6 protein-coding genes are annotated in these 15,290 nt (G+C 58.1%); 1 reads left to right on the top strand and 5 read right to left on the bottom strand.

Annotation, left to right across the window (positions count from 1 at the left end; genetic code table 11):
- Window positions 1-382: 382 nt before the first annotated feature.
- From K227x_RS13420 to K227x_RS13400, 5 genes are all read right to left on the bottom strand, one after another.
- Entirely contained in the window at window positions 383-1,276 is an 894-nt protein-coding gene (locus tag K227x_RS13420; RefSeq protein ID WP_218933993.1) for a DUF1559 domain-containing protein, read from the bottom strand.
- A 310-nt stretch (window positions 1,277-1,586) separates the two neighbouring features.
- Window positions 1,587-2,120, bottom strand: coding sequence for a hypothetical protein (locus tag K227x_RS13415; RefSeq protein WP_145170150.1), 534 nt, complete (start codon window positions 2,118-2,120; stop codon window positions 1,587-1,589).
- Window positions 2,121-2,130: 10 nt separating this feature from the next.
- Entirely contained in the window at window positions 2,131-3,936 is a 1,806-nt protein-coding gene (locus tag K227x_RS13410; protein ID WP_145170148.1) for an arylsulfatase, read from the bottom strand.
- A 3,319-nt stretch (window positions 3,937-7,255) separates the two neighbouring features.
- On the bottom strand, window positions 7,256-9,058 hold the full coding sequence (locus K227x_RS13405) for a hypothetical protein (protein ID WP_145170146.1): 1,803 nt from the start codon (window positions 9,056-9,058) through the stop codon (window positions 7,256-7,258).
- A 269-nt stretch (window positions 9,059-9,327) separates the two neighbouring features.
- On the bottom strand, window positions 9,328-13,065 hold the full coding sequence (locus tag K227x_RS13400) for a caspase family protein (RefSeq protein WP_145170144.1): 3,738 nt from the start codon (window positions 13,063-13,065) through the stop codon (window positions 9,328-9,330).
- A gap of 142 nt (window positions 13,066-13,207) precedes the next feature.
- Between K227x_RS13400 and K227x_RS13395 the strand changes: the two genes are divergently transcribed.
- Complete coding sequence (locus K227x_RS13395; protein WP_145170142.1) at window positions 13,208-15,259, top strand: vWA domain-containing protein; 2,052 nt, start codon at window positions 13,208-13,210, stop codon at window positions 15,257-15,259.
- Window positions 15,260-15,290: the final 31 nt, after the last annotated feature.

Raw genomic sequence — 15,290 nt, 5'->3', positions numbered from 1 at the left:
ATCCGTGCGAATGGCAGATCTGTTCGACGTCTGTGTGACAACGTGAACAATGTCGATACAGCTTTGGAAAATCGTCAGATCGGGGAAACCTAGAACCGGGTCTACAACTTGAACCCCTATTGAACGCGAAAGTTCTGTCCCACGTGAAAGTTTTACCGCGGCGATGCCCCCACGTCAGTTTCGCTCGCCAGAATTTCCGACTTCCTGCATCGCCCGAATTCGGTTTCGTTGCTAAAGCGGATTCGAAACACGGCGACTTAGCAACGAACGATCAACAAGTGTCGTTTCTTTCTTCCCCCTCTCTCTAACTCTCTCCCCCGCAAACCGCTACGCGGCGGGGGCGAGATGACTTGAATCGCGATACTGATGGATCGCTCGTTGCTTACGGAAACAGATTCTCGGCAACGATGACTTCATGCCCTGATCGAGTGGCCAGTTGGTTGTAGATCTCGTAGTCCAAGCTGTAGTTCATGAAGTGAACACTGCCATCGGCCATCGTGATGTGACAACCGCCTTCATGCCAGCTCCAATAGTGCTGCAGATGCAGGTAGTACTCGGCCGGATTGTGATTGCCTTTGAATAACCCGGCCTTTGCCGTCACGTAGTGTTCGCATTCGTCACCACCACATAGCGGCCACCCCCACCCCAGATCCTCGGGAATCGCACGTTCGCCAAATAGGATTGTTTGACTGGTGCCATCGGTGACGTCACGAAACCGCCGCGATTGGTCGGTATAGAACAAGCCGTCACCATTGCGGATCCCCTGGCAACCATAAATGGAATCCGTGATGTCCGCGTCGCTGGAACCGGCCATCCCCAAATAGTTGGTCGGATACAAATAGCCCACGTCGCCGGACCGCGGCAAAGGTCCGGTGGGCCCGCTTAGAAGCTGATCCCCGCTACGAATGTCACTGGGACACTGCAGCGTTTGGATCGGAGTCGACGCGGGGTCCGCGGCCCCCAGTTCCTGCAGATCTTTCAAGTGTTGGCCGCATGGCCCGGCACCAAAGTTGATGGTCTCGAAACGCTGAGCCTGTTCCATGAACGGCAGAGCCGCCGCCGACATTCCCCACCAGAATCCATACGGCGACGAACGGCGCGATCCGCTGGGAAACTGCTGAAACGCAGAATGGTAGTTGTGAATCGCCAAGGCAAACTGTTTCGAATTGTTCGAACAGGTCATCCGCCGTGCCGCCGCTCGCGCCGACTGGACGGCGGGCAACAACAACCCCACCAAAACGCCGATCACGGCGATCACGACTAACAACTCGACCAACGTGAACCCAGACCGTGCTCCGACGCGGGACTTGAACCGTCCCTGGGACCAGGACCGATGATATGACGACGCCGATGGGCTGCCGCTGCGACGACAAACATCTTCGACCCGCAAATTCGCATCGAAATTCGCATCGATTGGAAGGGATGCCGAGAAAGCCAATCCGTGTTTCCTGCAGGACGGATGAAATGATAAGCCGCAGCACGCCACGGTCGGAACCACGGCCGATCGGGCAACCGATGTCCGTATCATAGAGGCCTTTCCGCATCCGCGTCAAAACTTTCGACGCAAAATCACGAGGAACAGTTCCTCACGATCCTGCCTGGAATCGCAAGTCCAGCTCGCCCGCGTTTTGCTCATCCACCCGGATTCGAATCTCCAGAATCGCGCTGCCTCTGCGAGTGCTCGGTTCCATCAAGTCCTGCATCGCGGGCGACAACAAGTCTGCCTTGCCCGCCACGCCACCGTCGTCCGGTGGCCGCAGATCAGGCCCCGCCAAGTCGGATCCCGACACTTCACGCTCCAACACCACTCGGTAGGTTCCCGGCAACGGGCCATTGTCAGCCGAAAACGCATACCGTCCCCCGCTGACTGCCGTCGAAACGGCCGGTCCGGACATTCCGCCCGTGGGCAAAAACGTCACCTTGCCTTCGATGGCGTCCGGGCTAGTTGTTCCCGATACATCGACGGTGCCCCCAATCGCCTGTCGGATCGGATCGGGCGGGCGACATCCGCCCAACCCCACCATCCACACGGCGATCGACAGCGTGATGGCCGACCAATGGGTCGACCATCCAACCGGCGGCCGAAAGAATCGGACCGGTAGCCGGAATGGATCATTCACTACGATGCGGCTACTTCTTGAGCACATACGCGTAGTAGGCTCCGTACACTTCGCCGTCCGCGGTTTCGAAGGTCGCCGACATACGCGTCCGTCCGGACCGAAGCTGGGTTTCGAAAACCACCTCTGCGTCGTTCTTGCTGACCGCTGCGTCCAACGACTGATCGGCAATCTGCAGCTTCGCTTTGACGGCGTCGATTCCCTTCCCAGCCTTCGCTCGGTAAGGAGACACACCGGGCACCGATTCGCCAGGTGGCAACGACTGGTCGATCGCCGCATCGGCTTCCAATGGCCAACGTCGCAGCCGAATTTCATAGTCACCATCTTCGACGACGTTGACATTCCAGAACCCCGTGTTCGCATCACCGTTCATGGCAGCACGAACTTGGCCCTGGTTCCAAGGTGTCATCCGGGTAGTGATCCAGTCATGCGAAGTCAGCCGGGCCGGATTGTCGGCGGGATGCCCCAAGTCGATCGCGGTCGAGTTGGCAAACGAAGGCTCCAACTCAGTCCACCATGCTTCATAGAAATCGTGCAGTCGCTTCACCACCTCGGGATGCGAATCAGCCACATCGGTGGTTTGTCCTGGGTCCGCCTTGATATCGAACAACTGTTTGCCGTCGATCAGTCGGTACTGGCTGGTCATGACGGCTGACTGACGCCACTTGATGGGGTCCTTCACTCGCTGGGAATCGGTCACCAACATCCGGTCGGGCCAATCGGTCGCCGTCGAATTCAACAGCGGCACAATCGACGTCCCGTCAAACACAACGTCCTTGGGCGGGGCGATGCCGCACATATCGATCAGCGTCGGCAACACGTCGACGTACGCGGTGATCGGTTCCACATCGCGTCCGCCGCCCAGTTTGCCCTGCGGCCAATGAACAAAGAACGGGACGCGGTGGCCACCGTCGTATTGGCTACCCTTCTTGCCTCGCATGCCCGCGTTAAAAACTTTGTCGCCCGCAGATGTCCCGTTGTCCGTGGTAAAAATAAAGATCGTGTTGTCGGCGATTCGCAATTCGTCCAAGTGACGACGAAGCTTGCCGACGTTGTCGTCGATGTTGGCGATCATCCCGTAGAAGTTCGCCAGCGATACTCCTTGATCCGCGTACGGCTTGCTGTACTCGGGCGGTGAGTGCATCGGACCGTGCGGTGCATTGGTCGCGATGTAGGCCAGGAAAGGCTGGTCCGCCTCGGCACTCTTCTGAATGAACTGCTTGGCATAGTCAAAGAACACGTCTGTGCAAAATCCGGTCACCGCCGTGGGTGTGCTGTTGTGCCAATAGTGACCGCCGAAGTACGCGTTGTTCCAAAAGTCAGGCGTCTGTCCAACTCCGCCACCACCGTGACGCAGCACTTCGCCGAAACCGCGATCCTCGGGACGGTACGGATGGTTGTCGCCCAGGTGCCACTTCCCAAACATACCGGTCTGATAACCGCCCGCCTGGAACACGTCTCCCATCGTGACTTCGTTGGCTCGTAACATCGACCGCCCCATGATCGTGTGCCAGACACCGGTTCGATTGGTCCAATGCCCGGTCAGAAACGCCGAACGCGTTGGCGAACAGGTGGGGGCCACGTGGTAGTCCGCTAAGCGAACCGAATCGGCGTACAGTTGATCAATCTGAGGCGTCTTCAGGACCGGATTTCCCGTGCACGACAAATCGCCATAGCCCTGATCGTCGGTGATGACGATCACGACGTTCGGTTTGTCGGCCGCCATCACGCGACTGTGCGACAACGCCATGGCGAACGAAACCGCCATACTGGCAACCAAGCCAAAACGGAACAAGCGACGGAAAAACGGACACGGCATATCGATACACTCTTTCGATGCAAATTTCAATTTTCAAGAACCACGAACCCTGGCATTGTAAATCAAATGCAGCGATCGGGTGTCACCGCATTCCCAACACAATCGCCCGACCCGCGGCAAACCTCCCGCTCGCACGCCCCAACCGTCCGAAAACAAGATCGTCGCTAGCAGTACCAAGCCAACCGCCCAAGCCGTGACCGAAGGGGTAAAGACCTTCAACGTGTTCGTCCAATCCGTTCGTAGTACCGGCTTCAGCCGGATATCCTTGGCTCGATCAGACCCAATCCTAGGCCCCAATCCTCCGGCTAAAGAATAGCGACCAGCATAGCCGCGGACCGGGCAGAAGCTCTTTACTGTGGGACGCGCCATCGGCGATGCAGTGGGATGAACACAAAACACAAGCAGCAAACCAGCTGCGGAAGCAGCGACAGCCCTCATGCCGTTGGCCTTGGCCAACGGATTGTTTCAATGGACCGCGCTGCATTCTTTCCCTCTCCGATCGCCGGGGTTCGCGGCGATCGGAGAGGGACCAATGAATGGAGTCGCCCGCAGGCACCGTTGGCCAAGGCCAACGGCAGAAGGCTTTCGCCTCTCCGAGGCTGTTGTAAACCGGTACTATGAACGGCGCCCACGCATCCGTTTGTGACCGGCTGGATGTTTACCGGTTACCGATTTGGATCCGACACTTGTGGGTGACGGCCAATTGTTTGCTGCATTCACACGAAGGCCAGTTCCCCAGTGGCATGTATCCTGTCGGATCCCAGCTGGTACCTGAAGAAAGTCTGAGAATCGTAAACCACGAATCACACAGATCACACGAATAAACCAGCCTGGGTGTAGTTTGAATTCGTGTCATTCGTGTGATTCGTGGTTCAAACGCCTTCGTTGCGATGATCGGCACACGTCTACACAAGCCTTGTAGTCGAGCACCGCCATGGAGCGGTGGAGCCCGGCTCAACACACGCACGATCATTCATGTCGCAGACGACGATCGATGCCCCTCAACGTGATCGTCCAATCCGTTCGTAGTACCGGCTTCAGCCGGATATCCTTGGCTCGATCAGCCCTGGTCCTGGGCCCCAATCCTCCGGCTAAAGACAGCGACCAGCATAGCCGCGGAGCGGCAAAACCTCATTACTGTAGCGCGCGCCATCGGCGATGCAGTGGGATGAACACAAGCAGCAAACCAGCTGCGGAAGCAGCGACAGCCCTCTGCCGTTGGCCTTGGCCAACGGCATTGTTTCAATGGACCGCGCCTCATTGGTCCCTCTCCGATCGCCGCGAACCGCGGCGATCGGAGAAGGGCCAATGAATGGAGTCGCCCGCAGGCACCGTTGGCCAAGGCCAACGGCAGAAGGCTTTCGCCTCTCCGAGGCTGTTGTAAGCCGGTACTACGAACGGAGCCCACGAATCCGTTTTTGACCGGCTAGATGTTTGCCGGTTACCGACGTGGATTCGTAACTTGTGGGTATTGGCCAAATTGATAGCCGCATTCACACGAAGGCCAGTTCCCCAGTTGCATTTAGCCTGTCGGATCTCAGCTGGTACCTAAAGAAAGTCTGAGAATCGCAAACCACGAATAACACAGATCACACGAATAAGCCAGCCTGGGTGTAGTTTGAATTCGTGTCATTCGTGTGATTCGTGGTTCAAACGCCTTCGTTGCAATGATTGGCACCGGTCCTCACAGGCCTTGTAGTTGAGCAGCGAGATGAAGCGGTGGAGCCCGGCTCAACACACGCACGATCATTCGTGTCGCAGACGACGATCGATGCCCCTCAACGTGTTCGTCCGCTCCGTTCGTAGTACCGGCTTCAGCCGGATATCCTTGGCTCGATCAGCCCTGGTCCTGGGCCCCAATCCTCCGGCTAAAGACAGCGACCAGCATAGCCGCGGAGCGGCAAAACCTCATTACTGTAGCGCGCGCCATCGGCGATGCAGTGGGATGAACACAAGCAGCAAACCAGCTGCGGAAGCAGCGACAGCCCCATGCCGTTGGCCTTGGCCAACGGATTGTTTCAATGGACCGCGCTGCATTCCTCCCTCTCCGATCGCCGCGAACCGCGGCGATCGGAGAAGGACCAATGAATGGAGTCGCCCGCAGGCACCGTTGGCCAAGGCCAACGGCAGAAGGCTTTCGCCTCTCCGAGGCTGTTGTAAACCGGTACTATGAACGGCGCCCACGCATCCGTTTGTGACCGGCTAGATGCTTGCCGGTTACCGACGTGGATTCGTAACTTGTGGGTATTGGCCAAATTGATAGCCGCATTCACACGAAGGCCAGTTCCCCAGTGGCATTTAGCCTGTCGGATCTCAGCTGGTACCTAAAGAAAGTCTGAGAATCGCAAACCACGAATCACACAGATCACACGAATAAGCCAGCCTGGGTGTAGTTTGAATTCGTGTCATTCGTGTGATTCGTGGTTCAAACGCCTTCGTTGCAATGATTGGCACCGGTCCTCACAGGCCTTGTAGTTGAGCAGCGAGATGAAGCGGTGGAGCCCGGCTCAACACACGCACGATCATTCATGTCGCAGACGACGATCGATGACCCTCAACGTGTTCGTCCGCTCCGTTCGTAGTACCGGCTTCAGCCGGATATCCTTGGCTCGATCAGCCCTGGTCCTGGGCCCCAATCCTCCGGCTAAAGACAGCGACCAGCTTAGCCGCGGACCGGGCAGAAGCTCTTTACTGTATGGCGAGCCATCGGCGATGCAGTGGGATGAACACAAGCAGCAAACCAGCTGCGGAAGCAGCGACAGCCCTCATGCCGTTGGCCTTGGCCAACGGATTGTTTCAATGGACCGCGCCTCATTAGCCCTTCTCCGATCGCCGGGGTTCGCGGCGATCGGAGAAGGACCAATGAATGGAGTCGCCCGCAGGCACCGTTGGCCAAGGCCAACGGCAGAGTGCGTTCGCCTCTCCGAGGCTGTTCTAAGCCAGTACTACGAACGGAGCCCACGCATCCGTTTTTGACCGGCTAGTGACTGGTCGGCTTGGATTCGTCGCCTAGCTTTGCTGGCGTCTGACCGTTGACTTGTAGGAAACGTTTGGGATTCGGGGCTATCGCTGGTTTTTGAATTGCCGAAGGTGGCTCCGAACAATCAGCCGCTGGCCGTCACGCCCGGCGGTGCTGCGTGATTGCCGGATCGGCGTCGCTTCGCTCCTTGATCCGGCCTACGTTGCTACTTTGCTAAGCCGATAGCGCTTTTGGAAGAAGCGGAGTTGACGTTCGGATTGGCGACGTCGCACCTGCAAAACGCGATTTGCGTTTCGTGTCCGCCCGCAAATGAATTCCGGTCGAACTCGGCGGTCGTCGCTATCGCAGATAGTTCAACTGAACCATTGCTTCGTAGTCGAACTGTTCGTCCAGACCGTCTCGCAGTGGCACCGAGATGCCGGGCGACAGCACCAACTTGTCTCCAATCAACAGGTGGGCTCCGACCGTTGCATTGACGATATTGAAATTCGATTTCAGATTTTCGTACGTCAGTGTTCCGTTGCCGACCGAGTCGGAATCTTGCATCGTGCCGGTGTAGTGAAGCTCGGCGTTGGCGATCACCTGCCGCAGTGGAGCACACCGGTTGCGATATAGCACGCGATTGCCGGCGACATCAATGTGCACCAGACTGGCATCGGTAAAGGTTCCCAGTTTGGGCAGGTCACCGCCGGTCAAACTGCCAAAGACCGGGTCGCCATTGGTTGCAAAGTCACCTTGGATGTAACCCTGGAAAGTCGTATCCGCACTCTTCCGCACGAACAGTCCCGTGAACGGTAAAAGGTGAACCGTCCGGTTCCGAATCTCTAAAAGCTTTTCGCCGTTTTGTCGCAGTACGGTGTCGTCAGCCGTGGGAACATTGATCCCCAAACCGCCGCTCCAGATAAAGCGATCGTTCCGCAGCAGAATGCCTTTACTGATGACCGTGAAGTTCCCAAACTCGAAGTCTCTTGCTTCGGCCTGGGCCAGATCTTGGTTGCTGGAATAGGTGCCCGCCATCGGCAAGCGAAACTCGACCGACACCAGGTCGTCGACCAAGATTCGTTCCATCCCTAGCACATAGCGACTGACATCGCCCAGTCCGCCAAAGGCATCGTTGAAAAAGTTATAGTTGGCAAAGAACCGATCGCGAACATCGGGGCTGAAGTTTTCGGACAGCTTGACGCGGCGAGACGCAACGCCCGGGCCCGGCACAGGACGAACCTTCGTGCTGGTTCCGTTCAGCGTTGACGAATAACTGTATTCGACCAACCACATGTCGCCGTTTGTAAACGTCCCGTCGACGGGCGTGTCACCCGACGCAACGAAGGTGTAGGTCGCCGAACCACCGTCATAGGTAAACGAAGCCCCCGGAGATGTCGGGGCGTCGCTGGGCGGAATCGGTTCCAACAATGAAAACGTGTCGGCAAGACTATCGCCCGATCCGTCCATCCCCATCCCGCCGGTGAACAGGTCATTGGCGAAAGTATCGGACCCAACCTCGAACGCGAGGATCGCTTGCGGGTCGCCACTGCCGCCCATGATGATGACGCCCGGAAGATGCTGGCTGAAACCAACGGTTTGCGACCCAACAAAGTTCGAATACGCTCCGCCGTAGAAGTCGCCCATCATATTCGGCGCCGAGGAAAATGAATTTCGTACGGCTCCGGCACTCGCCTGCTGTCGCGGCGAAATGTTGGCGTTGTTCAGATTGTTGATCGGCGGCGGTTGCGGCGGCAAAAGATCATCGATCGGCGCCCCCGGATTCAGGTTCAGCGGTTGTGGTTGGGAAAGCGGCTGCGGCTGACCTGGCGATGGTGCCTGTCCCTGAATCGATTGTCCCTCGATCGATTGCATCGGTGCGGGCTGCAGCGGAGTCGGTTGTGGTACCTGCGATTGCGTTTGGACGACCGGCGATTGGACGACCTGCGATTGGTACTGGTCGCTGATCCGAGCCACCGCGGTGCGGCGAACACGGCTGTCACGATCCTCTGCGATCACGCGTCCCGATCGGTCCAGCGTTTCGGCTGCTAAATCAACGACCTGGCCAAAACCTACCTGGCCAAAAGCCAAGGCCAATAGGGACGCGAGCGACGCTCTTTTTGCCGAACTCGGCAAATCTCGAATGAACTTCGATGGAAACATCACTACGCATCCTGCAAATTAACCGGACCTGTCGAAACAACCGCTACCCCCTATCTGATCGGCACACCCCCCTTGTTAATCTAGTTACAAACCACACCACCAGACCGATCTACTTGATCGCAAAACTGAACGCAAACCTCCCATCCCGCCCCTAACGCCCAGTCACCCGTGCGATTGGCGGTGGAGATTCCCGAGCAGCACGCCAGCGGACGGCGCCGCAGCGCCCGTCCACAAACCCAAAGTGAAACGATGCCAGTGGCGGCGATCGGTCAGCGTGTGGTCAGCGGCAAAGTCAGAGTTCGCAGCAGGTAACCCGGGCTGGCTGTGGGGTGCTGTGGCATTCCCTCGGCTTCGGATTCTCGCGACACACGGCGTGACACATAGTCGACCAGTTCTGTGATCGAAATGACTCCATCACCGTTTCCGGTGGAATCACGACCAAGCGAGTCAACGCTCTGTGCAGCACGCGCTGCGCCATTTGCAGGCTCGCGGTTGATCGAAGATTCGTCCATTTGATCCGCTTTGCCGCCCAACGCATCGACCATCGTCGCGGTGAACCGTCCCATCCTTGATTCGCGTTGTTCCGCCGCTTCCTCGTCACCCTCACTAGCGGTCAGGGTCAGCACGACATCGTCCTGCAAGAATCGCAATGCACTTTTCAGGTCGTCCGTCCGCATCAGCGGTTGCACAGCACCGCTGTGGCAGGAGTCCAGGATCGCCAGTTTGCGACAGGGCAACTGTGCCAACGACGCGAGGTCACTGAACGCGATGCAGTCATCGTATCGATCATTCATCAAGTCGTTGTAGCGGGCGTCGGCGGTCACGAAGTACCACTGGTTCGTCCGCCGATCTCGAAGCCCGTGACCGCACAGATACATGATCACCAAGTCGTCCGGTGACACCACCGGACGCAGTCGGTCCGCTGCATCGCGAGCGAAGACACGCCATAGCGGACGCGTCGCATCCGTATCGACCAATTGATCGGCACTGGTCTGGTACAGCAACGCGGACTTTTCACGGAACAAGTTCACGACGGTACCGGCGGCGCCGGCGGCAAAATCCAGCGACTGGATCTGTGGATCGCGATAGCTGCCCACGCCGATCGCCAACACGTGCAATCGGGGCTTCGCTCTGGAGACGTCACTGGGTTGATGATCGAATTCCACCAGCACACGGTCCACCGACTCGGCTTCCGTCGCAGCCAGAATTTCTAACTGCAACTGTCGATCCTGTGGCAATCGAAACTTCCACCGATAGATCGCCGCGTTGGACTGATCGGTATCGGCGGACTCAGCCGGATTGCCCGCCGCGTTGGCTGCCTCGGCTGCACTGGTCGATCCGGCTGCGATCATCGGGGTTTGGACCAATTCGCAGCTAATCGCTGGCACTCCGCTGACGAATGCCTTCGGCTTGACCAAGCTGGCCCCCAGTGGGACATCGATCGACGCTTCGACAACCAATTCGTCCCCGACGATCTTCTCGCCAGCCGCTGGCTTCAACAGTCGAATGGTCGGCTTGCTTTCGTATTGGTTGACGATCGCACCTTGACCAGCCGCGGGACCGATCTGGCTGACGGTTTGCCGCATCGCCTCCGGCAGACTGCCAGCCGCCAGCAATCGACGCATGATGTCGGGGCGTTCCAGTTGTTTTCTGAACTGCGCAGCCCGAAAATACTCTACCTCGTTGTCACGCCCACGGTTCAACTGCCATCCAAAATTCTGGTGCCCGTTGAATGACGCGTCGTAATAACCGGCGGGCGTCCACCATGCCCATTCGCGATTTTGGTCAACAAACAGCGTCGCGATGGGCCGCCAAGCCGGCAAACTGTTGAAATGCGGACCGGCTGATCGCAAACGTTTGAACTTCAGTTCGACCATCACGTCGAACGGCAGATCCAACAAGCGATCACGCATCGCAGCCACGTCCGATTCGGCAAACAATTCTCCATCGTGGTTCACCCAGCCGATCGAAACCAATTCGTCACCACCGCGAACGCCGCGAAAGTACAGCGGACCGTCCTCGCGAACTCCACTAGCGATCAACGCATCGGATTCCAATTCGAACTCGCATCCCCACCGATTGACCATCGGGGTGGCGGTGTCGATGTCCTGAAGGTTCCATAGCGAGACCGTCGCGTCTTCGGCGGCGCTGACCAAATACTTCCCGTCGGACGAAGTGCCCAGCGAAGTGACCGCGCCATTGTGGTCACGCATCTGCCGGACCAGCACAGGTGGATCGGCGTCGTCGGCTCGGTACGCATAGATGTTGTTGTTGCGGTCTGTCCCCACGATCACCAACCCGGGCATCGTCGCGATCGCGGTTGGCGAACCGTTCAAATGTTGAACCAGCGGCAGGGTGCCGCGTGCCTGATCCGATTCGAAGAACTGAAACGGTTCTTTTTCGGGGTCGCCAATTCGCCACATGTTGGGCAAGCGTTGGGCAGGAACAAAAGCATCTGCGTCGATGTCCGCACCGCCCCGCAGTTTGCTCTCGGACAAATCGAACACATCGTCGAATTCGCCACCTTTGCTGTGCCCCATCGCAATCTGGTACGAATCACCATCCTTTGCAAACGCCACCCGGCGAACCACATCGACCGGAGTCTTCAATCGCTTCGGCGGCGAATCATCCAAGGCACCACCAGTGTCATACGAAAACCAGTGCACTTCGTTGCCCTGCGAAACCAGAACCTCCCGTCTGGATTCGTCGATCACACCGGCTCGGACCAAACCGTCCACGCGGCGACTGCTGACCAAGGTCGGCTTTCCTTTGCTGATGTCCCATGTTTGCAATTGGGCGCCTTCGTCCCCCACCGCGTCGGTACCAAAAAACAATTGGTCCCCGGAATCGCTGAGCTGAACGAAGTTGGGCGCAGCATCCGGTCGAAACGATTCGAACGATGCGATTGACCCGTCGCGGAAAGTCCACACACCGATCGTTCCCGCCCAATCACAGGACGCCAATCGACGACCATCATCGGTGGCGGACATCGATCGCACATGTTTCAAATGGACCAAGTTCGTCAACAGATCCGAGGCCCCGGTGACCATATTCACACGCTGCAATTGCCAGCCCGCATAACCGTTTTCGCCGGGGCCGGTATAGCGGGGAACCACCACATAGTCATTGCCGACGAAGGTGGTCGGTACGAAGGCGCGTCGATCGGCCGCCGCCAATGCCGCCGCCACAGGTCCCGAATAAGTCTGGCTGTCCGCAGCGACCAACACCTTGGGCAACCAGAACCCAGTGGTCGTATCGGGCTGCCACAGGATCAATTTGCCCTCCACATCGGTTGATACCAAACGCACGGCATCCCCCGGTGCCCAGCCCACCGAAACGACGTTCGATCGATGTCCGGTTTGATCGTCAAACAGAGTTCGCTGCAGATCCCCGCTGGCCACATCCACCACTCGGATTTCGCCCGCACCACCGGACGCCCCATATCCGGCAAACGCCAACTGATCTCCCTTCAAGGTCGCTGCATAAATCAATCCACGTGGCCCGCGTGTCACAGGCCATCGAATCGTCCTCCGGTGCATCCATCCGCTGCTGCCGATGTCGGACCGCCGCCACACATGAACTTCCTTGTCTTCACCGGCGGTGATCAACGTGCGTCCACCGTCACTCAAATCCATCGAACGAATGACGCCGGTATGACCGTCGAACGACAATCGCAAAAGCGGGGCGGATCCCGCGATCGGAGCCAATTCATTGTTTCCTGGTTCACCACCACCGTCGGCCCGCTGGTCGGCTGACGACTCAGGGGGCAAACGATCTTCACCCGGCAATTGCGACGGATCCGCCTGACCCGGCAGATCGGATTCGCTTGGCAAACCGGACGGATCAAGCGGCTTGGGCTGGTCGGGTCCCGCTTGTCCGGGCAATTGGGATTCATCGGGCAGATGGGTCTGTGCGTGGGTCGATAGAACCGCCCCCGTCGTCAACCAAGCAGCCACCAAGCAGCCCGCCACCACCGATCGCAATCCCGTCGCGATGTTTGAATTCATTTCCAATGTCACATGCACTGCCAAAACCGAACGAATGAACCAGAAAAGTCGCTCGCTTGCCTCACTGAATCATCAAGCGCCCTTGGGTTCATGGTATCGTAGCAGCGGACGCCATGCTGGACCATTTCGACGGAGCTTTCGAATGACGCGACATCTTGTACCCTGCCTCTTTCTAGGTTGCCTGATCGCCAGTGCGTTGACGGCCCAAGATTCGCCCACCATCGAAACCGCGCCCGATCCAACGACGCCAACGACATCGCCCGCCGGTTCCGCGATGTCGACATTGTTTTCGCCCGCTCGCGCCCCCAAGCGAAAAACGATGGGATTGCTGCAACGCAGTTTCCTGGATCTGGCGGACCAAGGCGATCAAGAACTGGAGGTCGCGATCGTCGTCGACGGCACAGACAGCATGACCAGCGAATTGGCGGGCGTTCGTCAATCGATCCACCAAATGTTGGCCGACCTGCGACGGTACCGAAACAACGACGTCCGCGCCGCAATCGTCGTCTACCGCGACGCGGGTTCGCCGTCGGGCGAAATCGTCATCCCTAGCAAACAGTTTACCGCCGATGACGAACTGATCGCGAAAGCTGTCGAAGCACTGTCGCCCGAAAGCGGCGCTCCATTTTTTCACGAACTGCCCGACCTGGGGATCCACGCTGCGATCACCGAACTGGAATGGTCCGACGATGCATCGATTTCCAAATGGATCTTGATGTTCGGTGACGCTCCGCCCTACGCGGCCGCATTCAAAGACCCCAAGAACAAAGCGTTTCGGCGATTCGACACGCCGTTGTTGGTTGCCTTGGCAAAGTCCAAGAACATTCGTGTCAATTGTGTGCTGTGTACCAGCAACCAGAATGTGTCGCGTTCGTACGACACCGCCATCAACCAAACACGCACCTTCTTTGGCGCCTTGGCCCAGGGTACCGATGGGCTGATGCTGGACATGTCTTATCCCGAAATTCGCACGGCGATGATCGACGCGGGTAAACAGCCCGATGTCGCTTTGGCAGCGATCCAGCCGATTGCTGCGATCGATTTGGCCGCGGTCCGACGAGACAACCTTGCCGCATCGCCCCATTCGGATCCTGTCCGCATCGCCGTCTTGCCCCACTTGCCACTGAATCAGATGACGTTCGATGCGTCCAACCAAGCGGTGCAGGTCTCGACGGCCCTGCGGTCGCAACTCGCTAGCGTCGCGGGAGTCCAAGTGGCAAGCCCGCGTGACATCAAAAGCCAACTTCGCCGGCTCCGCGCCGAAGGCCTTAGCGACACCCAAGCGATCCGCGGTCTGTCGTCGCGTCTGGGTGTCGACTACGTGGTCTGGGGGTCACTCGCCTCCGATCAAGCGACGTTCCAAACCACCACCTATCACCGCGACAATGGTCAACACGCCATCCCCATTCGCTTGGCCAAGAACGGTGGCGATGTCGCCTACGCACTGGTAAAGGCATCCTCTGCACAAGCTCCTGACGATGTTGCGTTGGCCCAGCTGGTCAGCCGCATGACGGCTCAAAAATCGGCGCTGACCGCACCCATGTCCAAGGACGCTGCCACCAATAGTCACCTGCTGCGTGCGCTCGAATCGCTGGACCAGGCACTGCAGTACGAATCGGGCAGCGAGGATTCGGTGCAACTGTTGCAAGAGGCCGACTTGGCTAGCCAAAACGCAATCAATGCCGACAAGAAGAACGCGATCGCCCACTGGTTGCAGTCCAACGTCGCCTACAACCAAGCGTCGCGGCTGTTCCAAACGGGCCAGCGTGATGCAGCATCCAAACGGATGGATCAAATGCGATCCTCTCTCGGGCGTGCGATGCAGTTCCGTGAATCCATCGCCAACCCAAGCTTGATCACCGAAATCGAAGCCGATTATTATCTACTGGAATCTCGCGAACCCGACAAAGCGGCTCAGCAATACCTGAAGATGACCGCCGACGACCAACCGCTGGCGACTCAATTGCGCGGACATTGGATGCTGGCCGGCTTGTATGCTGGGGATTGGGGAAACGCTCAACTGCCGATCGTCGACCCCGCCAAAGCACGCGAACATGTCGTCCAAATCATGGCCAACTGGCCCGACAGTCCCGAAGCCGAACTGCTGAAAACCTGGCTCCGCTGGGACGACACCCAAGAGAAAACTGATTTCAATTTCTTGCCCCAAGTCAACGCCGGCCTCGTTGGCGCCTGACTAGAATCACACTCCACGCTCGATGCCCCAT

The organism is Rubripirellula lacrimiformis (genome assembly GCF_007741535.1).
Classification (GTDB): Bacteria; Planctomycetota; Planctomycetia; order Pirellulales; family Pirellulaceae; genus Rubripirellula; species Rubripirellula lacrimiformis.
Note: the sequence above shows the minus strand (reverse complement) of the source record. Positions and strands in the feature narration are given on the sequence as shown.

Excerpts from the sequence above, each read along its gene's own strand:
- K227x_RS13410 (WP_145170148.1), bottom strand. The coding sequence starts at position 3,936 with ATGCCGTGTCCGTTTTTCCGTCGCTTGTTCCGTTTTGGCTTGGTTGCC.
- K227x_RS13405 (WP_145170146.1), bottom strand. The coding sequence starts at position 9,058 with ATGTTTCCATCGAAGTTCATTCGAGATTTGCCGAGTTCGGCAAAAAGA.
- K227x_RS13400 (WP_145170144.1), bottom strand. The coding sequence starts at position 13,065 with ATGAATTCAAACATCGCGACGGGATTGCGATCGGTGGTGGCGGGCTGC.
- K227x_RS13395 (WP_145170142.1), top strand. The coding sequence starts at position 13,208 with ATGACGCGACATCTTGTACCCTGCCTCTTTCTAGGTTGCCTGATCGCC.